Here is a 23,643-nt window from a genome sequence, read left to right on the forward strand (position 1 = left end):
CGTCTTTTTGTTGCTGACAGGTTTCTGGCGCGGGTCTTTGTTCTATAGTTGCACCATAGAATCAGGTTGTCGCTAGGGGAAGGTTTGCAATATGGCAATGCTCAAGGCGCTGGTGGTTGATGACGCCAGCTTTGTACGTGATCTGGTCAAACGAACCGTTCGCCAGCGTTTTCCTGTGATCGAGACAACCGATGCCCAGAATGGTCGGCGAGCCCAGTCGCTGATGTCCCGGACGGCGTTTGACCTGATTCTGTGCGACTGGGAAATGCCCGAAATGTCGGGTCTGGAGTTGTTGCAGTGGATGCGCCAGCAACCCCAGTATGAAAACGTACCCTTCATCATGATTACCAGCCGGGGTGATAAAGATCATGTTATTGAGGCGGTCAAAGAAGGCGTTTCCGAATATCTGGGTAAACCCTTCAGCCCCGACGGTCTGAGCAAGAAAATCATCAAGGTGATGGGGCGTAAACTCAAAGACGCCATGGATCGCAGCGGCAAGTCCCTGGCGAGCCCCGCCGATGCTTTCAAGGAATCCGCCAACATTCTGACCCGTAAGCCGGAATCCGTGCCTGAGAACGCGGCCGCTCCGGCACCTGCCTCACCCTCACGGACACAAGCTTCGGCAACGCCGAAACAGGCCCAGTCCCGCGGTTTGATGAGCCTTGCATCGGTGCGATTTGCCGAAAGTACTCTGAAATCGGTGGTCAAGGACATCAATCTGACGGAAGTGCGGGTGATTGCCAAGCGGGATCAGGTGTTCCCCGGAATTCTGGATCAGGCGGTGGTGGACATCGAAACAGGCGAGGGCCAGATGGCCAGGCTGAACGGCTACGTGCATCAGCTGCAGGCCGTGGATAAACGTCAGGACACCGATTTTGTAAGCGTAACCATTCGTTTTGTCGATGAAGACCCGAAGAAGCTCGAGGACTTATCGAAGTTTGTTGCCCGTTTCCGGGCGGGAATGCGCTAGGAATTCATTCCCTGGTCATCCACTTTTTCCGGGACGCGTTCAACCAGTCGTTCCCGGGGGAAGTTACAGATAAACTGACTACCTTCACCAATTCGGCTGCGAATCTCCAGATTGCCATCGTGGTTGAGCAGAACGTGTTTGACGATGGCCAGGCCAAGGCCGGTGCCACCGGTATCCTTGTGGCGGCTGGGATCGGCGCGGTAAAAGCGCTCCGTCAGGCGAGGGATATGAACCGGATCAATGCCGATACCGGTATCTTTCACCGTTAGATGAGCGCCTTCCCGGTCGGTGGACCAGGAAACCGTGATCTGACCGTTCGCCGGCGTGTATTTTACCGCATTGAAAATCAGGTTCGAGAAAGCGCTGCGCAGCTGGCTTTCATCCCCATTCAACAGTCTGTGATCTTCGATATGCATGGTGATGTCGTGATGTTTTTCGCCGCTGAGTACCCGGGCGTCATGGCAGATCTGTGCCAGCAGCTGGTTTACATCCGTGAGTGTGTCGTTGACGGTTTGTTCGCCGGTTTCAATCCGTGATAGCAGAATCAGATCGGTAATCAGAGCCTCCATTCGGGATGACTGGGCCGCCATGGTATTGATGGCGCGGCGCCACTTCGGAGGCAGATCGTCGGCGTTGTCCACCAGGGTCTCCAGATAACCACTGATGACCGTGAGAGGGGTGCGCATCTCGTGCGACACATTACCGACAAAGTCCCGGCGCATCTGTTCCAGCTGGTACAAACGGGTCACATCTTTGGCGACGATCAGGCGGTCGTCGTCACCGAACAGGCTGATTTGAATCTGCAGGTTAATGTGAGGTTTGGCCGGTGAATGTATTTCCAGAGGCTCACGATAGTCCCGGGAATCAAAATAGGTCTTGAAGACCGGGGTTCGGATCAGGTTATGAATATACTGACCCTCATCTGTATTACGTCGGAAGCCCAGCAGGTATTCAGCGGAGCCATTCCACCATTCCATGGTTCCCCGGGAGTCGGTCATGATCACGCCATCCCGCATGGCGTTGGTTGATTCCTGAACCCGGTTGATCCGGGCTCGCAACCGGTCCTGGGTTCTCAGATGCTTCTGGTGCAGTTTGTGGAGATTGTCGAAGATATCGCCCCAGAGCCCGATGCTCTGGGGTGCTTCGTCGGTGGCGCTTGGATTGGACAGCCACTGGTAGAGGCGCCGGGCCTGAACCAATGTCCACCACAGATAGACAATCAGCCCGAAGCTGAGACCGTAGACGGGCTCACCGAAGTAGAGACCAACCAGGGTGGAGCCAATCAGACCACCGATAATGTAGCGCAGGTAGCGTGACCAGTTATGTTGCATTAAAAAATGCCTTGTGTCCGTTCCGGGGCTGATGGTCGCCAGCGGGCCGGAGTTGGTTACGCCGCTCTGACGGAGAAGCGGTAACCGGTACCCCGTACCGTCTGGATCAGGTGATCGTACTGGTCGCCGAGGGCCTTCCGAAGCCGGCGGATGTGAACATCCACTGTGCGCTCTTCGACATAGACGTTGCCTCCCCAGACCTGGTCCAGGAGCTGGGAGCGAGTATATACCCGTTCCTGATGTGTCATGAAGAACTGAAGCAGCCGATATTCGGTGGGGCCCATGGTGAGGGCGCCTTCCTCGGTGGTAACGCGATGCCCGACGGGATCCAGGGTCAGGCCTTTAACCTCAATCGGGCTGTCTACGCCCGGCGGGGTTGCGCGCCGAAGCACGGCTTTCAGTCGGGCAACCAGCTCCCGTGGGCTGAACGGCTTGGTAATGTAGTCGTCGGCGCCAACTTCCAGGCCCTGGATTTTGTTGTCTTCCTCTACTTTTGCAGTGAGCATGATAATGGGAATATCGCAGGTCGCCTCTTCTTTTTTCAGGCGACGGGCCAGTTCCACGCCACTTGTGCCGGGAAGCATCCAGTCGAGGAGCACGAGATCCGGGTGTTTATCGACAATCAGGGCATGGGCTTCCCGGGCGTCCGCTGCCTCCAGATAGTCATAATCCGCCATCTCGAGGGCCACGGCGATCATCTCGCGGATAGGTGCCTCGTCATCGACGATCAGGACAGTTTTTCCAGTCATGAGCTTCTAACCTGTGTCAGACCTTGGTTTGTTGCTGCCTCATTACAACGCCCAAGTGTTACAAGTATATGACAGGCTCAGCCAACAGTGAGGTCAATCACCAGGCCCGCAAAAACCGCAAAACCGGCCCAGTTGTTATTCAGGAACGCCTTGAAGCAGCCTTCACGTTCGCGTTCCCGTGCCAGATGTTGGTGATATACGAACAGACAGGCCATGGCGACGAGCCCCAGATAATAAAAGCTGCCCAGTTCGGCACGATGGCCCACGATGATCAGGACCAGTACGACCATGGCTTGCAGGATGGCAATAATCGCCTTGTCGGCATCACCGAACAGGATGGCTGTCGATTTGATGCCCACTTTCAGGTCGTCATCCCGGTCTACCATGGCATAGAGAGTGTCGTAAGCTACGGTCCAGAGCACGTTGGCGGTGAATAACAACCAGGTGAGCTGGCTCAGGCTGCCGGCTTCCGCTGCCCACGCCATGGGGATGGCCCAGGAAAATGCGGCCCCGAGGAACAGTTGGGGCAGATGGGTGTAGCGCTTCATGAAAGGATAGATGAACGCGAGTAGGGCGCCGCCGAACGACAGATACAGGGTGAGCGAGTTGGTGAACAGAACCACCATGAGGAAAGATATCAGGCACAGGCCCGCAAACAGCGCCAACGCCTCCGAGGGCTTGACCCTGCCGGCCGTAAGCGGCCGGTCTTTGGTGCGTTTGACGTGCTTGTCCCAGTCCCGGTCGGCATAGTCGTTGATGGCACAGCCGGCGGCGCGCATGAAAAATACGCCCAATGTGAAAACGATGATATTGCTGATTCCGGGGCTGCCTTCACCGGCCAGCCACAGAGCCCAGTAGGTCGGCCAAAGCAGGAGCAAGGTTCCGATCGGGCGGTCGATTCTGAGCAGGCTGGCGTAATCGGCCAACCGTCGGCGGATTGATTCTGGCACAGCGTCAGGCAGCATGGTGTGCGTCCGTTTGGTGTTCTGGGAAACGAATGAGTGCTGGGATTATAGCCAGTGGCAGGAGGCCGGTTAAAGCGCGTTCCTCTGAAACAGGGCGGGAAGCAGATACTCTCCCACCAGGAGTGAGCTGCTCTGACCACTGAACAGAGAGCGCCGGGCCAACTCCGGCTGGCCTGGTATTTCCGGTTTGCAGAGTCCGGTCTCCAGTGGGCCTCGTTGCCAGTGGGGGCTGGTGAACAGATAAGCCCCCAGGGGCCGGTTGCCCAAATGCAAAAGCCGTCGCCCCTCGCCTTCCAGGCAATTCAGGGGGATGATTGTTCTGGCCAATACCCAGGGCCGATTGTCACCACACAGACTGACTTCCCTTATCCAGGCACGCTGGCGGTGGGGGATGCCGAGGCGGCTGGCTTCATCCTGTGTCGGCGTTGCGTAGCCTTCCCGACGGACCTCAACATGGAAGGACTGCCGGCATTGCTTTTGTAAAGCACGGGTAAACGAACCCTCCACTTTCAGCCAGTACTGCGCTGGCCCCTTTACCGCCGGGTTTCGCAGGCCTGCAGCAGTCAGCGAAGGGTGCCAGTCAGTCGGAGGTATGGTCAGGTGGCCGTCGATATCAAAGACCCTTGACTGCATAGATGCCGGGCGCATTGCGCCAGTAGCCCTTGTAGTCCATGCCGTAACCAAACAGGAACCGGTCTTCCACTTCCATGCCGGTGAAATCGGCTTTCAGATCCGGCCGGGCTTTGCGGTCGTGTTGCTTGTCGACCAGAACAGCCGTCAGCACTTCGCTGGCACCGTGAGCACGACAGTAGTCGGCGATAGCGCACAGGGTGGTGCCCTCATCCAGGATGTCATCGACTATCAGAACAGTGCGGCCGTTCATGTCGGCTTCGGGCTGCAGCTTCCACTCAAGAATGCCGCCGGTAGTTTCCTGGCGGTAACGGGTGGCGTGCAGGTATTCGGCCTGGACCGGGAACCGGAGTTGGGGCAGCAGTTGTCCGGTCAGGATCAGTCCGCCGTTCATGACACAGAATAACAGAGGGTTGCTGTCTTTCAGGCGGGCGGTAATATCGTCTGCCAGGTTGCCGATTGCAGTCTGTACCTGCTGTTCATCGACCAGGCAGTCAGCTTCGGCCATTACCTTGTTCATTTCGGCGACGGTATCGGTCATATCGGGCGGTCCTGTCGTAAAACGGGCGATTATACCGGAGAGGGGCGGCAGAAGGGAGGGGCGCTGCCTTCTGCCAGATCTGTATTTGTGGCTATTGGCATAAATCTCCGGACAGCCTCGTTGGCGTTGGTCAATTCCGAAGCGATGGGTATGATGACGGGATTCGACAACGATTCGTATCTGTAACCTGGACAAGAGGCGCGTGTGCGTAATTGTCGGACAATAACGATTATCCTTGAATGATGTTGGGAGAGTGTTGATGAAGAAGTGGCAGTGTGTGGTTTGTGGTCTGATTTACGATGAAGCTGAAGGCTGGCCGGATGACGGCATTGAGCCGGGCACCAAATGGGAGGACGTCCCGGAAGACTGGGTGTGCCCTGATTGCGGCGTCGGCAAGGAAGACTTTGAGATGATCGAGATTGGCTGATCATTCCCGGCTTGATTGGTGAGATCGGCCATGGCTAGTTAAATACAGGAAAGCGGTTATGACTGAACAGGCTCCCATCATTATCGTTGGCACCGGTTTATCCGGTTATTCGCTGGTGCGGGAAATTCGAAAGCAGGACAAGGAGATACCTGTCCTGATGGTGACTGCCGACGATGGTGTGAGCTACTCCAAGCCCATGTTGTCTACCGGTTTTACCAAGGGAAAGGATGCCGATGGGTTGGCCCAGGGCTCGACCGAGGACATGGCGAAGCAGCTGAACGTCCAGGTCAGGACCTTTGCTACGGTAACCGGTATTGATGTCGATGCTCATGAACTGATCCTTGGTGACGAGCGCCTTGCCTACAGCAAGCTGGTGCTGGCCTGGGGAGCAGATGTGATCCGGATTGGCCTCGAGGGTGATGGTCAGGAGCATGTTTTCTCAATCAATGACCTGATGGATTACCGCGCCTTCCGGAAGGCTCTGGGAGAGGGCAAGCGAGTGGCAATCATGGGTGCCGGTCTGATTGGTTGCGAGTTTGCCAATGACCTTCGCAATGGTGGCTATGAGGTTGATGTGATTGCACCCTCCGAGTCGGTGATGCCCGGGTTGCTGCCTGAACCTGCGGCCAATGCGGTGCAGCAGGAGCTGGAGACTCTGGGAGTTGGGTTCCACCTCGGAACCGTCGTTGACCGGGTCGATCGTCAGGGAGATGGTGTCAGCCTGACCCTTGCCAATGGCGAAATGCTGGATGCCGATCTGGTATTGTCCGCAGTTGGCCTGCGCCCGAGGATCGATCTGGCTCGGGCTGCCGGGATTGAGACGGCCAGGGGTATTGTGGTCAACCGCGCCCTGGAGACTTCGGCACCGGATGTCTACGCACTCGGTGATTGCGCCGAGGTAGATGGTCACGTTCTGCTTTATGTGTTGCCATTGATGGCCTGTTCGCGGGCGCTCGCCAAAACATTGCTCGGTGAGCGGGTTGAGGTCAGTTATGGCACCATGCCGGTTATGATCAAAACGCCCTGCTGTCCCACCGCTGTCTGCCCGCCACCTTCTGGGGCCCAGGGCGGATGGGAAATGGAGCAGGATGGCAGCAACGTCAAGGCAGTCTTCAAGAGCTCCGGCGGTGAGGTTCAGGGGTTTGCGTTGACTGGCAGATTTGCCATGGAAAAGCAGGCCTTGTCCAAGGAAGTGCCGCCAATACACGGCTGAGACTCGCCCGCTCCATTCAACAGCCCCGGTTTCACGGGGCTGTTTTGTCACCGCCGGCAACGGCTTTTCATTGCGAAAGTTTGCCGCTTACGGTAGAAAACTCCGTCGTGTGCTAACGAAATCACAGGAGCAGGCATGCTTGAGGTAACCAAGAAACTGGTGGAATTGCTGGATCTCTCGCCCATTGGTGACGATCATTTTCAGGGTGACAGTGAAGATCTGGGATTCCCGAATGTGTTTGGCGGGCAGGTACTGGGTCAGGGGTTGATGGCTGCCAGTCGAACGGTCGAAGGTCGCCTTTGTCATTCTCTCCATGCCTACTTTCTGCGTCCGGGCAATCAGAGCATGCCTATAGACTACGAGGTCCAGCGGGTTCGGGATGGCGGCAGCTTCTCGGTGCGCAGGGTGATTGCCCGCCAGGATGGAAAGGAAATCCTGACCGGATCCATGTCGTTTCAAGTGGCCGAAGAAGGGTTTGAGCATCAGCTTGCCATGCCTGACGCGCCGGATCCGGAAACGCTTCGCTCGGAACAGGACTGGGGAAAACTGCTGGCACCCCAGGTGCCTGAGAAAATGCGGCCAATCCTGACCCGTGACCGACCGATCGAGATCCGACCGGTAGATCCGGTGAATCCGTTAAAACCAGAGAAACGACCGCCCCACAAGCAGAGTTGGTTTCGTGCTCAGGGACATCTTCCGGATGACCCGGTACTGCACCGATGCCTGCTGACGTACGCATCGGATTTCCAGTTTCTCGGTACTTCCCTGAACCCGCATGGCCTGACATTCATGAGCAAAAACCTCCAGGTGGCCAGCCTGGATCATGCCATCTGGTTCCACCGGGATTTCCGCATGGACGAATGGCTGTTGTACGACAAGGACAGTCCGAGTGCTTCGGCGGGACGGGGCTTTAATCGTGGCAATTTCTTTAACAGGAAGGGCGTGCTGGTGGCTTCCACGACTCAGGAGGCGTTGATTCGTCAGAAGCAGTAGATGATCATCCCAGGTTATGCTGTTCGGGTTGAGAATCGTTCTGCTCCAGCCAGCCAACCAGCGCCTCCAGGGGCAAGGGTGGTGTCAGCAGATAACCCTGAATCATATCGCAGCCCATCTCTCTGAGCAGATTGGCGGTAGCATCGTCTTCGACGCCTTCGGCGACTACCCGATAACCAAGGTTGTGGCACATATCAATGGTGGTCTGCACTATCACCCGGTCTTCGGCAACGGAGGCGAGGTCGGTGACAAGCGACCGGTCGATTTTGATCTCACTGGCGGGCAGCTGCTTGATGTAGGACAGGGAGGAATAGCCGGACCCGAAATCGTCGATCGACACCGGGATGCCTGCAGCGTTGAGTGAGTTCAGGGCCTGCAGGGAGTTGCCCGGATCCTGCATCATGGATGTTTCCGTCACTTCAAATATAATGGCACCCTGATGGCTGTGATAGCTGTTCATCAGGCGCTGCACAAAGATGGGGAAATCAGGCTCCCGCAGATTGTTGGGCGATATATTGATGGACATGCTGAGGCACCAGTTCCTATCCAGAAGCCGCGAGCGTAATTCCAGGGATTGCTCAAGTACCCACCGGGTGAGCGGTTTGATCAACCCGGTCTGTTCAGCAAGACTGACGATCTCATCGGCCCTGATCGGTTTTGCCCGTCCGGGCCAGCGAATGAGAGCTTCAACCCCGACAATCCTGCCCGTTTTCAGGCTCTGCTTTGGCTGCAGGTACAGGGCGAGCTCATTGCTGCTAAGAGCATGCTTCAGCTCCGAAACCAGGGTGAGCCGGTCGGCACTGTAGGAGTCTTTCTGGGATTTGTAGTAGGCGATGCCCCGTTCCCGCGCAGAATCCGAGCCTTCGGCAATGACAGCACGGCGTATCAGGGTATTTGCATCAGTCCCGTGTTCCGGGAAGATCGCCACGCCCAGTCTCGGGTCCAGGGGGATTTGCATGCCCAGATAGTCAATCGGGTAGCGGATACCTTCCAGAGACCGCAGAATGGCTCTCGGAGCAGAACCCGTGATGTCGGCGTCGATAACAAAGGCGAATGTCTGAGGATCCAGTGATGTCAGGTAGTAGTTGTGCTGGTCACTTTGTTCCACCGGAATGGCACCCGGAAGCTCCCGTGCGACGGCGTTGTAATGCTTGGAGGCCAGCTCCAGAACCCGGTCACTGTTGCGATGGCCCAGGGTTTTCGTAACCGACCGAAGATTGTTCAAGCTGATAATGGCAACGCCATATCGGCGGTCGGGGCTGCGCCTCATCAGATTGTTCAGCATCATCTCCAGGCTGCCCCGATTGGGAAGGCCGGTGAGAGGGTTATGCAGTGCATGATCCATCAACTTGAGCTCTGCAGATCTTCGTGCCGCGAGGGCACTCAGTTCTGCTTCCCGGGCGTCGACTCTTTCTTCCCGTTCCTGGTATACCCGTGCCGCCAACGCCAGGGTGAGCAGAATGGCCTCCAGTGCCGATCCAATCTGCATGCCGTAGGTGGTCACGAAATTGTTGGGTAGCAGGCCGTACTTGTTGGCAGCGGTTGTTGCACTGCCCAGGGTTAGTGCCGCCCAGGCCACGGTGTAATACCCGGCCTGTGGATTTCCTTTCCACCATTGGGCTGGCCCCAGAACGGTCAGCAGCAGGCAGCTGGGTATTGCCATTGCAACGGTTAACCGGCTACCAGAGCTGTAATCCATAAAGAACATCATCAGGGCAATCGCTGCATTCAGCGAAATCATGAACAGTACGAGGCGATTCAGGAACGGGTCTGTGTACTTCAGTCGCAGAAAAGACCGGGAAAACACGAGTGTGAACAGGAGTGAAAAGGGCACCACCAGTAACATTATCTGGTTCTGTAGAGCGGGGCTGTTCGGCCACAGAAACTGGAAGGTGGTGCCGTTAAGACTGCCGATTAGCAGCAGGTAGCCCATTGTTGACAGTACATAGAGCAGGTAGACCGGTTCTCTGAGGGCAGCAAAGATAAACAGGTTGAAAAATATGACGGTGATCAGGATGCCATAGTAGAGCGCATGCATCTGATCTTCTCTGGAGGCGTGTTCGAAAAACGCCTGGGCGTTCCAGAGTCTGAGCGGTATCTGCATTGCCCCTTTGGTGTGCACTTCGAGCAGGATTTCGTATTGGCTTGCCGTACTTTGTTCAAATGGAAAAAGAAAATACCGATGCCGTATCGGGCGCTGATCAAACGGAACATGATCGCCAGTCACGATGCGCTGGATAATGCGACCGTTCTCCAGCAGGTGAAAAGTGAGCTTGTCCAGCTGTGAATAATGGACGGCAAGCAGGTCAATGGTGTCAGGATTAGCCGCTGGAAACCTTAGCCAGACGGTATCCTGAACGTAACCGAAATTCGGGCTTTTCTCTTGCAAGGTTTGCCAGTGCTCTGAGGACAGGGCGTCACTGGCCGTCAGATTGTCACCGGGCGCGGAGCGCAGAAAGTCGATTTGCGGGACATAGGAGTTTTCTGCTCCAAGGGATGGAGCAGCCAGCGCCGACAACAGCAACAGCGTTACCAGAGAACGAAGCCAGTAAATGGATCCCACGTCGTACCGTTTGTTTATCATTATTATCAGGAGTATGGCGCGTCGCCGTTGGCAGCTCAAGTCGCTGGCCGATCCTGGCTGGCTAATGGTTAGCGGTGAGACTCAGATCTCATCGAGCCATGAGCGGACCCAGGGCAGTGCTTCTGATTCGGGTTCCATGGTTTCCAGGGCATCAATCCGGAGTGTGTTTCCGGCTTTGCGGGCAGCGGTTTCGTAGAGTGCTTCTTCCATGAGATCGCCGGCGCCACAGAAGGTGTCGCCGTAGGAGCTGTCGCCCAGAACGATGATGCCAAACGGGCGGCCCGGTTGTTGCGGCAATTGTTCCCGCAGGGCCAGGTAGAAAGGCAGTAAATTCGCTGGTAATTCACCCTGTCCGGTTGTTGATGTACACACAAGCAACGGGTCGTTGTTTGAGGTGATGTCATCCAGTTCAGGATTCTCCAACACCGTGACGCGGTGGCCTTCGTGTTCCAGCGCCTCTTTAATGGCTCTGGCTGTCAGGAGTGCGCCACCATAAACGCTGCCCACCAGGATTCTGATCGAAGTCATAGCTTACCTGTTTGCTGCCTTGGGAATGATCTTCCGGTCATTTGGAGGCGTATGATGATAGCTGGAGTGTTTTACTGCCTCAAGATGGGCAGGTCGCAGTGGGCCCGGTTTCCTGGCTTCGGACCCTCGGAGCTATCCGGTTTCTTCCGGACTCCTTGGCATTGTACAGGTTCAGATCGGCCTGCTTGAGTAGGTCATCAAGTGAACGGGCCGTGACAATGGAACAGACGCCGGCACTGATGGTCACAGGTAATTCCCGGCCGCCAAACCGGAACGGGCGCGCGTCAACTTCAGATCTGAGTCTTTCAGCAAGAGTCAGCGCCTGGAGCAGCGAGGTGTCCGGTAACAAGACCAGGAATTCTTCACCGCCCCATCTGGCAGCGACATCGGTATGGCGGATAACGGTTCGCATTAACGTAGCGAACTCACGGAGGACGTCGTCGCCGGCATCGTGGCCGAACTGATCGTTGATATGTTTGAACAGATCCAGATCGATCAGGGCTATGGAAAAATGGTGGCCGGAACGTTGGTAGCGGGAAAACTCCATGGTCAGGCGGTTTTGCATATCACGACGGTTGGCAAGTCCGGTGAGTTCATCCGTCCGTGCTGCATGCTCATGGGCTTCAGCCAGGGCGAGAAGTTCGTTGCGGGCCTTAAGGCGGCTGGCTTCCAGTATAAAACAGAAGATTGATTCGAAGCTCAGGGTGGCGAAAAAGCGAATTTTGAAGTCGCTACTGTATTGTGCCGCAACCAGTGGCAGTTCCGGGAACTGAAAGACCACAACGGCAACCAGGCTGCAGACCAGCAGAACAGCGGTGCCCGTTTTCAGATCCGTGAGGTAGAATAGAAGTGGTGGGAAGATATAGAACCACAGCGGTCCGGTGTTGCTTTCGCCGCCCGAGGCGACCAGGTAGCTGAAGAGCAGGGCGGCAATGCTCAGAAGGCCTGTTTTTTGCCAGGTCTGGTTGCCGGTCCGGGCGAAGAGCGCCAGGTTGATGGCGATCAATACGATGAAGCACCAGAGCACCAGAGCATGCGTAGTATGGTTCGACATCCAGGCCTTGGTGCCTATGCCCGCCAGAAACAGTGCGCCCACTCCCGAAAGCCAGGCGAGCATGTGCGAGATTTGGGCATCTTCCCTTTCGCCAACCGTGAGTTGGCCAAAAGCGGTGGATAGAGGCATAAGTGTCTTATTGTTGGAATTTCAGTAATTTTGGTGCGTCGGGGCACTTTGGCAAGCCACTTTAGTGGTTTTTTGCAGTCCGATCCGTGATGTATGTACGCTGATTGAATTATGAACGGTTTATTTCATTTTGATGTCAAAAAATTTATAGTTGCACCGCGGCAGAGCTCGCTCCCAACCCTCACAGACTAAACGAGATCTGATCTGTTATGGCCCGTTCGAGCGGATTCCTGGATACCCTTCTCACCAGCCCTACCACAGAACGATACAGGATCGGCATCAGCCTGCTGTTCCTGCTCGGCGTCTGGTTGACTGTCGGATCATTCAGTCAGGGAATGCCCAACAGTATGCTGTTGATGGCCGCGGCGGTCATTGGCGGATACATGGCGATCAACATTGGTGCCAACGACGTTGCCAACAATGTTGGGCCTGCGGTCGGGTCCGGGGCGCTTTCCCTGGGTGCCGCCGTTGTTGTTGCAGCTGTTTTTGAAGCCGGAGGCGCGATTATTGCCGGTGGTGATGTTGTTTCGACCATCAAGGGCGGCATCATCGATCCTTCCAGTCTGGAGGACGGTCGGGCCTTCGTCTGGTTGATGACCGCCGCCTTGTTGGCTGGCGCTCTCTGGCTGAACCTGGCCACCTGGATGGGCGCACCGGTTTCCACGACACACTCCATTGTGGGGGGTGTTCTCGGTGCCGGTATCGCGGCTGGCGGCTGGGGTATTGCTGACTGGGCTGTGATGGGCAAAATTGCCGCCAGCTGGGTCATCTCGCCAGTGTTAGGTGGCGCCCTGGCCGCCCTGTTCCTGTTTGCAATCAAGAAAACCGTGCTGTACCGGAAAGAGGTCGTTCCGGCGGCGAGAACCTTTGTTCCATGGCTGGTGGCCATCATGGCCTGGGCCTTCGGTACCTACCTGATGGTTAAGGGCGTCAAAAAAATCGTCAAGGTCGATTTTCTCGATGCAACACTGATCGGCCTTGCTGCTGCAGCGCTGGTGTTCTTTATCATGCGCATGCTGGTGGGGCGCATGGCATCCACCATGGAAAACAGTTCCGCCGGGGTGAATACCCTGTTTACCTGGCCGCTGATCTTTGCTGCTGCTCTTCTGAGCTTTGCTCACGGTGCCAACGACGTGGCCAATGCCATTGGTCCGCTGGCGGCAATCAACGATGCCCTGTCTGCCGGTGCCGTCGTTACATCCGCAAGCATACCGTTGTGGGTGATGATGGTCGGTGCCCTTGGTCTGGCTATTGGCCTGATGCTCTTTGGGCCGCGCCTGATCAAGACCGTGGGTAGTGAAATCACCGAACTGGATAAGACCCGAGCCTTCTGTATTGCTCTGTCAGCGGCACTGACAGTTATCCTTGCGTCCCAGTTGGGGCTGCCGGTCAGCTCTACTCATATAGCAATCGGCGGAGTATTCGGTGTTGGCTTCCTCCGGGAGTATCTGAAGACGAACTATGCCACCCAGTTGCACAAGATCATGGAGCACCATGATCCTGCCGAGCAGGAGCGTCTCAAACCGTTTCTGGATGATTTCCGCAACGCCTCGGTTGAGGAAATGGAGCATCTGCTCAAGCAGGCCAAGAAGAAGAAACAGGTCCCCTTGTCCAAGTCTGAACGCAAGCGTTTGAAAAAGATTTATCGGGAAGAAATGGTGAAGCGGTCGCATCTGGTGAAGATCGCAGCCGCCTGGATTATCACCGTGCCGGCCTCGGCCATTATGGCCGCGATGCTGTTCTTTACGCTCCGCGGTTTGCTGGTCTGACGCGTTGGGCTGGTTGTAGCAGACCAGTTTGGCCATACTATGCAGAAATTACGGGGGCGGCGCCCCCGAGCATCCAATTGTCCGGGGAGTGAAGTATGAGTACATCGATTGAGAGCCGTCAGGCGAAGATGATTGATGAGCTTCGGGTATTCATCAAGAAAGTGATGAGTGACCCGACCATTGCGGTCAAATCCATGGAGATTGCTCGTGCACATCGTGGGCAGCCAAATGCCGAGGAACTCATTGCCCGAGAAATCAGTGCAAATACCACCATCCGGATTCCCGAGAGCTGGAGTGAGGCGGATCGGATGTTCCTGGATATCATCCACGACGTTCTGGATGATGAAGAGGCCCTTTACTGAGATTGACTGTGCGGAGTGAGCCGCTCGGAGGCATGTGCTATGCCTGTCTCCGAGCGGCTTGTTCGGGCACTGATGTGTTGTCAGGCCTGCCTGGCGCCCGCTTGCACCTGCTCTAGTACTGCATTCGCCATTCGGTTCAGAATGTGAATTTCATCTTGTATGCCTTCATCCCGTGACAGATCTCTCTGTTCAGCGAGAATGTCGGCCAGAATGTCTTTGGTCGTCAGCGGATTTGCCAATACGACCCGGAATACAATGCAGGGAAAGTGAAAGTAACGTGCCGGCTCCAGTCGGGTCCGTGACACGAAGGCCTTGCCCCGTTCCCGTTGGGTTTTCTGGATGAACTTGGTGATGCGGTTCAGGCAGGTGTTGAGCTTTTCTGCCTGTAATGGATCTGCGTATGCCAGGGCTTTCTGAACATTTTCCGGGCAGTAGCGATAGGTCAGAATGTTCAGCTCTGGCTTTGTAACCAGCTCGAAATCCGCCTCCGCTTCGATCATTTCTGCGAAGGTTTTTGCCTTGTTGATGCCCTGGTCGATCAGAATCTCGTAGCCTTCTCTGGCCAGAATTTTCAGACCGGAGTGGATCAGCATGGACATGCCCGGCCTCGAGCCCTCGAGTGTTGTGGTGCCCAGGTCTCGGGAGCCTTTTCGGATGATGTACTGGGCATGGTGCTCAACGGCACTTGCGAGGCTCGGATCTCGGAATACAACAAGCCCCACGCCCATGGGTACGTAGAGCTGTTTATGGGCGTCGAAGGTGACGGAGTCGGCCTTCTCGATGCCACGAAGTAATTGTTTGTAGCTGCGGGAGAAGAGCGTTGGGCCTCCCCACGCGGCGTCTACGTGGAAATGTGCGCCGAACTCGCGGGCAATGTCGGCCATGGCGTCCAGCGGGTCGACGTTGCCGGTCTCGGTGGTACCTGCAATTCCACAGATGGCCATGACCTTGATCTTCTGGCGCTGCAATTCCAGGCATTTGTCCCGCAGCGCATCGGTCTGGATGCGGTTTTCATCGTCAGTGTCTACGGGAATCAGAGACTCGCGGCCCAGGCCCAACACATCGGCGGCCTTTCGCAAAGAGTAGTGGCCCCTGCGAGAAACAACGATGGCAGCGCCTTCGTATCCGTAATATTTCAGGGCCCGGAAGAGACCTTCCTGATGCAGGCCCCGGAAGCTGCCTTCCGCGGGGAAAGCCCGGTTGCGGGCCACCCACAGCGCCGTCAGGTTTGCAACGGTGCCTCCGGAGCACATGGCACCGAGGGCGTAGCGGGGGTCGTGCATCCATTTGCGATAGAAGGCGCCGTCTTCCTCGTACACCAGACGATGAATCATGCCGAGAACCTGGCGCTCCATGGGTGTAAAGGCCTTGGAGGTTTCGGTTTTGACCAGATTCTGATTCAGGGCAATCATGATTTTTGACAGCGGCAGCATGAAGTACGGCAGCGCTGAGGTCATGTGCCCGATAAAGGCTGGTGAGGCTGTGTGAACGGAATTGGCCACAAGCTTGTCGAGCAGAAACTGGGCCTGTTCAGAGACGAACACGGGCTTCTCGGGGATGCTGTAATCGGAGAAGTCTTTCTCCACATCCGAGAGGTCCCGTTCAACCGCAACAATATGTTCCTGCAGGAAGCCTGCAAGGTTGCGGGATATGTTCTGGTCAATCCGGCTTAGCGTGGATTCCGGTGCTTCAGGCACCGTGAATACGCGATACATGGCCCCTACCGAGGCCTGGGCGGATTTTTTCTTTCCGGTCATAGGTGCCACTCACACTCAGTGGTCATCCGAAGGGCCGGTTCCGGATGCCCTGCGGATACGGCCGGCAAATATATCCGGCATTGATTTGGTCACCCGCCGCTGGCAGGCGCACTGGCATCCCTGAGGGGGCGTAGTATACGGCCTGGTGAAAAGTTACGCCACACGCTCCGGGTCAGGATTATAAGCTCAGAGTATTTCCCGGTGTATGTCCAGTATGGCCGCATCCACCCGCTCCTCGATGGACTTCTCGATCTGATCCAGACGCTGGGTGATTTGCTGGGATGAGGTGCCGAGGGCGGCGATGGTCCAGGTAGCGCAATCCAGTGCCTCCTGGTCGGCGGTTTCGGCAACAGCCAGGTCGGGCTCTTTACCCCACAGTGCCTTCAGGGCTGTGAAGACTTTGCGCTTGGCTTTGAGATCGTCGCAGCCGTAGAGTTGGAAATGCAAGGTCAGGACGCCCACGTGGGGTGTGATGACCGCCGGCTGCTGGGGCTTTCGGCCCTCTTTCAGGAGTCTTCTCAGGGCTTCTGACATCGCTGATTCGCTAGGCTCACAATTGGTCGGAAAGATAGTGTTTTAGCCTACTACAGGCGTTGCCCGTTTGATAATAGCCGCCGGATTAGTGCCAGAGGGCAGGTTGCCGTAGTTCAAGCCGCCACCGGATTGCAGGCGGGCGGCGCAGAACGCATCGGCTACGGCCTGGTCGGAGTGGCGGAGAAGCAGGGATGCCTGCATGACAAGCGCCATTCGGTCCACCAGGTTACGGGCACGGTACTGGAAGTCGCTGATATCGGCGAAGTCGTGTTGCAGTTGCGCCAGAAACTGGTCAAAGCGACGGTCGGCGCCTTTGGCTTCGGCGGCTTCGTTGAAGAAGGCGTCGAGGGTTTCGGGTTCTTTTTGCAGGGCGCGAAGGGTGTCCAGGCACTGAACGTTGCCACTGCCTTCCCAGATGGCGTTGACCGGGGATTCCCGGAACAGTCGGGGCATGATGCACTCTTCCATCACGCCGCTTCCTCCAATGCATTCCATGGCCTCGTAGGCATGGTTCGGAGTGCGTTTGCAGATCCAGTATTTGCCGACAGGTGTTGCCAGACGGGCCAGAAGGCGCTCGTGCTCCTTGTCCTGATTGTCGAGCGCGCGGGCAATTCGCATGGTGTAGGCCAGTGCGGCTTCACTTTCCAGGGCCAGATCGGCCAGGACGTTCTGCATCAGGGGCTGTTCATTCAGGTGGTTGCCGAAGGCACTCCGGTGTCGGCAATGATGGCTGGCCTGGGCGATAGCCTGGCGCATGCCGGCGGAGCTGCCGATCATGCAGTCAAACCGGGTCATCGCGACCATTTCGATGATCGTTGGCACGCCGCGACCTTCCTCACCGACCATCCAGGCCAGAGCGCCACGCAGTTCGGCCTCGCTGGAGGCGTTGGCGACGTTGCCCATCTTGTTTTTCAGACGCTGGATCTGCCACGGATTTTTGCTACCGTCCGGGCGCCATCGTGGCATCAGAAAACAGGACAGTCCGCCCGGCGCCTGAGCCAGAACCAGGAACGCATCGCACATCGGGGCAGAAACGAACCACTTGTGGCCCACCAGCTCATAGGCCTGGCCAGGGCCTCCAGCGCCTGCCGGGTAGGCTCTGGTGCTGTTGGCCCGAACATCACTACCACCCTGTTTCTCGGTCATGGCCATGCCGATGGTGACAGAGCTTTTCTGATGGTCAGGCAGGTTGCGGGGGTCGTAGCTGTTGGCCAGGATTCGTGTTTCCCAGTCGGCTGCGAGATCCGGCTGTTTCCGGATCGAGGGGATAGCGGCGAAAGTCATGGTCACCGGGCAGCAATGGGCCGCCTCGACCTGGGAGTGCATGTAATATTTTGCAGTACGGGCAACGTGGGCGCCCTGGCCCGGATGGCTCCAGGGGCTGCTGTGCAGACCGTGATCGAAGGCAATCCGCATCAGTTCATGATACGCCGGGTGAAAGTCGACGTTGTCTGTGCGGTGCCCGTAACGGTCGTGGGTATTGAATACCGGCTTGTTGGCATTGGCGCGGAAACCCAGATCAATGGTTTCGATCGTGCCGGCCAGGGCACCGAAAGCCCTGAGATCGTCAGTGGCTTGACCGGCACCCTCCCTGAGAGCGGCTTCCTGAAGTGCAATATCCTGTTCGAACAGGTTATAGCCCTCAAGGGCGGGGGGCTGGTTGAACACTTCGTGGGTGGCGGCCAGGTAGCGACCCTCCTGGTCATCTGATGGCATGTCGGGCCCGGGCTGCCGCAGGTTCATAATTATCTCCTGGTGCCGGTCAACCCCTGAATACAAAAATGGATAATGGAATCGACCAGCAGGTCATTGTTGTCGTCTGTTGTACTGTCGGTCTTGCTGCTCTGGGTGGGTGACAGAGGACCAACCAGGCTTTCTGCAATGGCCCCGACCAGGCACGTGCTGCTCTGGCGAGCGTTCTGGTCCGGGATACATCCTTCCTCAATACCTTCACGGATGGCTGTCTCGAACAGATCGGCGTAGGCCTTGCGGTACGCCAGTCGTTCTTCTTCCACTTTCGGGTCAACCGGCTCGGCAATCAGTGCCCACGCCATCGTCGGGCCTTTCAGTGCCCGTTCGGCGAATTGTCTCAGGGCCCATTCCAATCGCTCGGCGGCGTTTCCGTCAGAGTTCAGGGCCTCGGCTACCTTGTCCACTTCCCGCTGAGTCGCCAGCCGGAAAATTTCTGCAAACAGGTCCTCTCTGGACTCGAAATGCCGATAGATGGTTCCTGTGGCAACCCCGGCCAGACCCGCAATGCGAGTGACTCTGGCGCTTCGAAAACCGCCTTCGGCAACGCACTGGTAGGTGCAGGCCACAATCCGTTTTCGCGCCTCAGCCTTACGCTGGCGCATTTTTTCAGTTTCTCGATAGGCCATTCCGACACCCTAGAAGTAGTGAATCAGCATTCATTCTTTCTGTCAATTCCCGAGTTCGTTGCACGTAAAGATTTTAATCAATAAATTCATGGATTTGCTATAAGTTTCAGCAAGATGCCGGACGCCGTTATCTATAGGCGGCATGGTTATGACACGCAGAGTATATAGACGGCAGAACGAAAGCAGCCTGGATCATACAGGGAGCCGGAGGGAATGTTCTGCCCCGGCCTTGTTTATGATCCGGTTCTCGGTATGGCGGGTCAGCGTCGTCTATTCTCGTTGTCTATCACTCTGTTTCATCGATTGAGGCACCGTGCCAGTCATCCGATCGTTCCGGTTTTTGGGGTCATGAAATTCTCTATCCGTCTCGTGTTTGTGTTTGTACTGATAACCGCGGTTGTCGGCATCTTCTGGCTGAGCGGAAGGGCTCAGGATGCCCCTGTCGGCCCGGCTGATTCTGTCCGGGTAAACGAATCATCAACCAGCGTAGTGGATCAGAAGGGCGTCCGGAAAGCTCCGTCGGAGCTGGTGGGCAGAAGTTCCCTGGTTGATGTTCCTGAGCAGTTGCCGCCCTCGCTCTCGGGTACCTCAGTGCCGGACGGCTGGGCACGAACAGATCGGTTAGGAAACCTGATCCCAACTCCGCATCTGCGGCAACTGTTTGAATATTTCCTTTCGGCTCTGGGCGAGGAATCACTGCAACAGTTGGTGGCTCGCATCGAAACAGCGCTTTCCGGCCTCAACGAACCGGCGAGATCCCAGGCGCTGGCAACCCTTGGCGCTTACCTGGAATACAAGCTGGCAGTTTCGGACCTGGAACAGGCTTATGGTGACGCGTCCGGAGGTGGGGTCGAGGAAATGCAGCGGCGCATGGCTGAGATTCAGGCCTTGCGCAGAACCTGGCTGGATGCTGAAACGGCAGGCGCTTTTTTTGCTGATGACGAAGCGGTGGATCGCTTCCAGATGGAGAAGCTGGCCATTGCCGCGGATGACAGCCTGACCGGGGATCAGAAAGCAGAGGCCCTGCGCGAAGCGGAAGCTTCGTTGCCAGAGCCTCTCCGCGCAGCCCGAATGGAAACCCGACGGTTTACCGAGTATGAACAGGTACGCTCAGAATTGGCGGATGACCCCCGGGCACTTGCGGCCTGGCGGAGGGAGACGTTTGGTGAGGCTGCAGCAGACAGGCTGGCCGGGCTTGAGGAGGAGCAGGAGGCGTGGGCGCGGCGTTGGCAGCTTTATTCCCGGGAACGTGACCAGTTGATCTCATCGGGGTTGGCAGGGCCGGACCGTCAGGAAGCGTTGGATCGTCTCAGAGCCAGTCATTTCGATCCGGCTGAACGGATCCGGGCAGAGGCGTTGGACTCAATCAGGTAACCGAACTGTCATTTTGTCGATCTAACCTGAGTGGGGAGTCTGCAACCGGCGGCGCTGGGCGTGTATGATGATGTAAAGGGCACTGTGCCAGTGTCGTGCTTATCCATCCGTTCTTGTTCCGCCATTCAGGAGGTTGTCCGTGCCGATTCCGACTCCCCGAGCTTTTCCTGCCACCCGCCTGCGCCGCAATCGGGCGAGTGACTTTTCCCGTCGACTGGTTCGGGAGAATCAGCTCACACCGGATAACCTGATTTATCCGGTTTTTGTTCTCGAGGGTGAGTGCCAAAGGGAACAGGTGTCTTCGATGCCGGGGGTGGAGCGTCTGAGCATTGATCTTCTGGTCGAGCAAGCGGCAGAACTGGTGGACCTGGGAATTCCGGCCGTTGCACTGTTTCCGGTGGTGCCGGCCGAGAAAAAGAATCTGTCCGGCTCCGGAGCCTGGGATTCAGAGGGTCTGGCGCAAAGAGCGACCCGGGCCCTGAAGGCGGCGTATCCGGAGCTGGGCGTGATCACCGATGTGGCGCTCGATCCGTTTACCACCCACGGTCAGGACGGGATCATCGACAATGACGGGTATGTTTTAAATGACGTCACTGTCGAGGCTCTGGTTAATCAGGCGCTTTCACACGCTGACGCCGGCGCCGATGTGGTTGCCCCTTCGGACATGATGGATGGCCGCATTGGTGCCATTCGTGAAGCTCTGGAAAACAGGGGCCATGTGAACACCCGGATTCTGGCTTATTCTGCCAAATACGCATCAAGTTATTACGGGCCTTTCCGGGATGCGGTGGGCTCGGCAGGCAATCTTGGTAAGGGTAACAAGGCAACCTACCAGATGGATCCGGCCAATGGTGATGAAGCGTTGCACGAGGTTGCCATGGACCTAGCCGAAGGCGCAGACATGGTGATGATCAAACCCGGTATGCCGTATCTGGATATCGTGCATCGGGTGAAAACCGAATTGCGGGTGCCAACGTTTGTTTACCAGGTCAGCGGTGAGTACGCCATGCACATGGCCGCGTCAGAGAATGGCTGGCTGGATGGCGATGCGGTGATGATGGAAAGCCTGATGGCCATGCGGCGTGCTGGTGCCGACGGCATATTGACCTATTTTGCCGTGCGGGCGGCCCGACTGATACGGGATGGCCGGAGCGGCTGATTCAAGCAAGCCTTTCGCCAGCCAAGGCGAACACAGTGGAATCGAGGAATCATGAGAACGGATACTGCGAAGAATCAGGCTGCAGGAGATAAGCGGAGTGTACCGGCGCCGGTGGATGTGCCTCCGGTTGGCGAAGAGATCAACCTGGATGCCAGCGAGAACTACTTTAACCGGGAACTGAGCCAGCTCCAGTTTAATTACCGGGTACTCAAGCAGGCGGTCGATAAGACCCACCCGTTGATCAATCGTCTCATTTTCTGCTGTATCTTCAGCAGCAACATGGATGAGTTTTTCGAGATCCGTGTCGCCGGGCTGCGGCAGCAGATGAAATACGGCCGAGAGACGGTTGGTGCCGATGGCATGATGCCTGAGCAGGCGCTGGCAGAAATCAGCCGGGTGGCTCACGAGTATATTCGTGAGCAATACGACATACTCAACAATCTGCTGATTCCCGAAATGGAGCAGGAGAATATCCATTTTGTCCGGCGTCGGGAATGGACGCCAGAGCAGGCTGAGTGGGTACGCACTTACTTTGAAGAGGAAATCCTGCCGGTGGTGAGTCCCATCGGCCTGGACCCGTCGCACCCGTTCCCGCGTTTGGTCAATAAAAGCCTGAACTTCATCGTGGAACTGGACGGCAAGGATGCCTTCGGCCGGGAAACCGGCATGGCGATTGTGCCGGCACCCCGTTCTCTTCCTCGTCTGGTCCGCCTGCCAGATGATGTCTGCCAGGGTGGCGAAAACCTGGTGTTCCTGTCCTCTATGATCCACGCCCATGCCGATGAGCTGTTCCCCGGTATGGAAGTGAAAGGCTGCTACCAGTTCCGGCTGACCCGTAATGCCGACCTTGAGCTGGAGGATGACCTTGAAGACCTGGCTTCGGCTCTGCGCGGTGAGCTGCTGAGTCGCCGGTTTGGTGATGGCGTTCGCCTTGAGGTTGCTGATAACTGCCCGGAAGAGCTGGTTCATTTCCTGCTCAAGGAGTTTGGTCTGACAGACCGGGATCTGTACCAGGTTCATGGTCCGGTAAATCTGACCCGGCTTATGGCGGTCGGAGGATTGGTGGATCGGCCGGATCTGACCTATTCCGGATTTTCCCCGTCGATACCGAAGTTGATCCGCAGCAAGGAATCGATGTTTGATGCGATTCGCAAGCGGCCCATTCTGCTATTGCACCCGTACGAGAATTTCAGTCCGGTGGTTGATCTGCTTCGTCAGGCTGCGAAGGACCCTCAGGTTCTGGCAATTCGACAGACTCTTTACCGCACCGGCGCAGACTCGGAAATTGTTGAGGCCCTGGCTGATGCTGCCCGTCGGGGCAAAGAAGTGACTGCGGTCATCGAATTGCGGGCCCGATTCAGTGAGGCTGAGAACCTGGAGTTGGCCAGCCGGCTTCAGGAGGCGGGCGTCATCGTGGTCTATGGGGTGGTTGGCTATAAGACTCATGCAAAAATGATTCTGATTGTCCGGCGGGAAGAAGGGCGTTTGCGCCGTTATGTCCACCTCGGGACCGGTAACTACCACGCAGGCAACGCTCGACTGTATACCGATTACAGCTTTATGACGTGTGACGAGTCCATCAGTGATGACGTCAACAAGTTATTTCAGCAGCTGACAGGAATGGGTAAGGCTCTGAAAATAAAGAAACTTTTTCACTCGCCATTTACATTACACCCGCGTCTGCTGAACCTGATTGAGCGTGAAGAACGCTTTGGAGAGAAAGGCCGGATTATCTTCAAGTTTAACGCGTTGACGGAGATCCAGCTAATCAAGGCGCTTTACCGGGCTTCTCAGGCTGGTGTGAAGATTGATCTGATTATTCGCGGTATTTGCTGCCTGCGACCGGAAGTACCGGGCCTCTCTGATAATATTCGGGTGAGATCCATTATCGGGCGTTTCCTGGAACATACCAGGGTGTATTACTTCGGTAATAACGGCCGCCCGGATGTCTATTGCTCAAGTGCTGATGGTATGGAGCGCAATTTGCTCAGTCGTGTCGAAACGGCCTTTCCTCTGGATGACCCTGAGCTGGTTGAGCGGGTGCGAGACGATCTGGATGCCTATCTGGCGGATAACTGTCAGTCCTGGGTGCTGCAACCTGACGGTAGCTATATCCAGAATCAACCCGCAGAGGGCGAAGAGCGCCTGGCTTCCCAGCTGGTTTTGCTAGAACGGCTCACCGGAAAGACCTGATTT

Annotated in this window: 21 protein-coding genes; 9 read left to right on the plus strand and 12 right to left on the minus strand. The window is 56.6% G+C overall.

Annotated elements, in window-relative coordinates; translation table 11 throughout:
- The first annotated feature begins 91 nt into the window (after window positions 1-91).
- The gene (locus KO499_RS05315) at window positions 92-970 is read left to right on the plus strand and encodes a response regulator (RefSeq protein ID WP_215982662.1); all 879 of its coding nucleotides are present in this window, start codon (window positions 92-94) and stop codon (window positions 968-970) included.
- Here KO499_RS05315 and phoR read toward each other — a convergent pair.
- The 5 genes from phoR to KO499_RS05340 all read right to left on the minus strand — a co-directional run bounded on the left by phoR (window position 967) and on the right by KO499_RS05340 (window position 5,186).
- Window positions 967-2,301 carry a phosphate regulon sensor histidine kinase PhoR gene (gene phoR / locus KO499_RS05320; protein ID WP_215982663.1) on the minus strand — a complete coding sequence of 445 codons (1,335 nt, stop codon included), beginning with the start codon at window positions 2,299-2,301 and terminating at the stop codon, window positions 967-969. The two genes, KO499_RS05315 and phoR, sit on opposite strands and share 4 nt — an antisense overlap.
- Before the next feature lie 56 nt (window positions 2,302-2,357).
- Window positions 2,358-3,050, minus strand: a complete 693-nt coding sequence (phoB, locus tag KO499_RS05325; RefSeq protein WP_215982664.1) for a phosphate regulon transcriptional regulator PhoB — start codon at window positions 3,048-3,050, stop codon at window positions 2,358-2,360.
- A 77-nt stretch (window positions 3,051-3,127) separates the two neighbouring features.
- The gene (ubiA, locus tag KO499_RS05330; RefSeq protein ID WP_215982665.1) at window positions 3,128-4,015 is read right to left on the minus strand and encodes a 4-hydroxybenzoate octaprenyltransferase; all 888 of its coding nucleotides are present in this window, start codon (window positions 4,013-4,015) and stop codon (window positions 3,128-3,130) included.
- 69 nt (window positions 4,016-4,084) lie between these two features.
- Window positions 4,085-4,648, minus strand: a complete 564-nt coding sequence (locus KO499_RS05335; RefSeq protein ID WP_215982666.1) for a chorismate--pyruvate lyase family protein — start codon at window positions 4,646-4,648, stop codon at window positions 4,085-4,087.
- Complete coding sequence (locus KO499_RS05340; protein ID WP_215982667.1) at window positions 4,629-5,186, minus strand: hypoxanthine-guanine phosphoribosyltransferase; 558 nt, start codon at window positions 5,184-5,186, stop codon at window positions 4,629-4,631. The genes KO499_RS05335 and KO499_RS05340 overlap by 20 nt, the downstream gene beginning before the upstream one ends.
- A 259-nt stretch (window positions 5,187-5,445) precedes the next feature.
- On the opposite strand from KO499_RS05340, the gene KO499_RS05345 reads away from it, so the two are divergent.
- The 3 genes from KO499_RS05345 to KO499_RS05355 all read left to right on the plus strand — a co-directional run bounded on the left by KO499_RS05345 (window position 5,446) and on the right by KO499_RS05355 (window position 7,819).
- The gene (locus KO499_RS05345) at window positions 5,446-5,613 is read left to right on the plus strand and encodes a rubredoxin (RefSeq protein WP_215982668.1); all 168 of its coding nucleotides are present in this window, start codon (window positions 5,446-5,448) and stop codon (window positions 5,611-5,613) included.
- A 58-nt stretch (window positions 5,614-5,671) separates the two neighbouring features.
- A complete protein-coding gene (locus KO499_RS05350) occupies window positions 5,672-6,826 on the plus strand; it encodes an NAD(P)/FAD-dependent oxidoreductase (protein WP_215982669.1) in 1,155 nt (384 codons plus the stop codon).
- A 135-nt stretch (window positions 6,827-6,961) separates the two neighbouring features.
- Window positions 6,962-7,819, plus strand: coding sequence for an acyl-CoA thioesterase (locus tag KO499_RS05355; protein WP_215982670.1), 858 nt, complete (start codon window positions 6,962-6,964; stop codon window positions 7,817-7,819).
- 4 nt (window positions 7,820-7,823) lie between these two features.
- On the opposite strand, the gene KO499_RS05360 is transcribed toward KO499_RS05355, so the two are convergent.
- The 3 genes from KO499_RS05360 to KO499_RS05370 all read right to left on the minus strand — a co-directional run bounded on the left by KO499_RS05360 (window position 7,824) and on the right by KO499_RS05370 (window position 12,114).
- Complete coding sequence (locus KO499_RS05360; protein ID WP_215982671.1) at window positions 7,824-10,403, minus strand: EAL domain-containing protein; 2,580 nt, start codon at window positions 10,401-10,403, stop codon at window positions 7,824-7,826.
- Between the two features lie 81 nt (window positions 10,404-10,484).
- Window positions 10,485-10,931 (minus strand): flavodoxin, encoded by a 447-nt coding sequence (locus KO499_RS05365; RefSeq protein ID WP_215982672.1) that lies wholly within the window; start codon window positions 10,929-10,931, stop codon window positions 10,485-10,487.
- A 79-nt stretch (window positions 10,932-11,010) separates the two neighbouring features.
- A complete protein-coding gene (locus tag KO499_RS05370) occupies window positions 11,011-12,114 on the minus strand; it encodes a GGDEF domain-containing protein (RefSeq protein ID WP_215982673.1) in 1,104 nt (367 codons plus the stop codon).
- Window positions 12,115-12,323: 209 nt separating this feature from the next.
- On the opposite strand from KO499_RS05370, the gene KO499_RS05375 reads away from it, so the two are divergent.
- Both KO499_RS05375 and KO499_RS05380 read left to right on the plus strand, forming a co-directional pair.
- On the plus strand, window positions 12,324-13,883 hold the full coding sequence (locus KO499_RS05375) for an inorganic phosphate transporter (RefSeq protein WP_215982674.1): 1,560 nt from the start codon (window positions 12,324-12,326) through the stop codon (window positions 13,881-13,883).
- A gap of 95 nt (window positions 13,884-13,978) precedes the next feature.
- Entirely contained in the window at window positions 13,979-14,245 is a 267-nt protein-coding gene (locus KO499_RS05380; protein ID WP_215982675.1) for a hypothetical protein, read from the plus strand.
- An 80-nt stretch (window positions 14,246-14,325) separates the two neighbouring features.
- Here KO499_RS05380 and panP read toward each other — a convergent pair whose 3' ends face one another.
- From panP to KO499_RS05400, 4 genes are all read right to left on the minus strand, one after another.
- Window positions 14,326-16,002 (minus strand): pyridoxal-dependent aspartate 1-decarboxylase PanP, encoded by a 1,677-nt coding sequence (gene panP / locus KO499_RS05385; RefSeq protein WP_215982676.1) that lies wholly within the window; start codon window positions 16,000-16,002, stop codon window positions 14,326-14,328.
- A gap of 186 nt (window positions 16,003-16,188) precedes the next feature.
- Complete coding sequence (locus KO499_RS05390) at window positions 16,189-16,536, minus strand: DUF503 domain-containing protein (RefSeq protein WP_215982677.1); 348 nt, start codon at window positions 16,534-16,536, stop codon at window positions 16,189-16,191.
- A 42-nt stretch (window positions 16,537-16,578) separates the two neighbouring features.
- Window positions 16,579-18,279, minus strand: coding sequence for an isovaleryl-CoA dehydrogenase (locus KO499_RS05395; RefSeq protein ID WP_215982678.1), 1,701 nt, complete (start codon window positions 18,277-18,279; stop codon window positions 16,579-16,581).
- Between the two features lie 2 nt (window positions 18,280-18,281).
- On the minus strand, window positions 18,282-18,914 hold the full coding sequence (locus KO499_RS05400) for a TetR/AcrR family transcriptional regulator (RefSeq protein WP_215982679.1): 633 nt from the start codon (window positions 18,912-18,914) through the stop codon (window positions 18,282-18,284).
- Window positions 18,915-19,127: 213 nt separating this feature from the next.
- On the opposite strand from KO499_RS05400, the gene KO499_RS05405 reads away from it, so the two are divergent.
- The 3 genes from KO499_RS05405 to ppk1 all read left to right on the plus strand — a co-directional run bounded on the left by KO499_RS05405 (window position 19,128) and on the right by ppk1 (window position 23,640).
- Window positions 19,128-20,288 (plus strand): lipase secretion chaperone, encoded by a 1,161-nt coding sequence (locus KO499_RS05405; RefSeq protein WP_228339758.1) that lies wholly within the window; start codon window positions 19,128-19,130, stop codon window positions 20,286-20,288.
- Between the two features lie 139 nt (window positions 20,289-20,427).
- Window positions 20,428-21,447 carry a porphobilinogen synthase gene (gene hemB / locus KO499_RS05410; RefSeq protein WP_215982680.1) on the plus strand — a complete coding sequence of 340 codons (1,020 nt, stop codon included), beginning with the start codon at window positions 20,428-20,430 and terminating at the stop codon, window positions 21,445-21,447.
- A 51-nt stretch (window positions 21,448-21,498) separates the two neighbouring features.
- Complete coding sequence (gene ppk1, locus KO499_RS05415; RefSeq protein WP_215982681.1) at window positions 21,499-23,640, plus strand: polyphosphate kinase 1; 2,142 nt, start codon at window positions 21,499-21,501, stop codon at window positions 23,638-23,640.
- Window positions 23,641-23,643: the final 3 nt, after the last annotated feature.

It is taken from the genome of Marinobacter sp. F3R08, from assembly GCF_018860425.1.
GTDB lineage: Bacteria > Pseudomonadota > Gammaproteobacteria > Pseudomonadales > Oleiphilaceae > Marinobacter.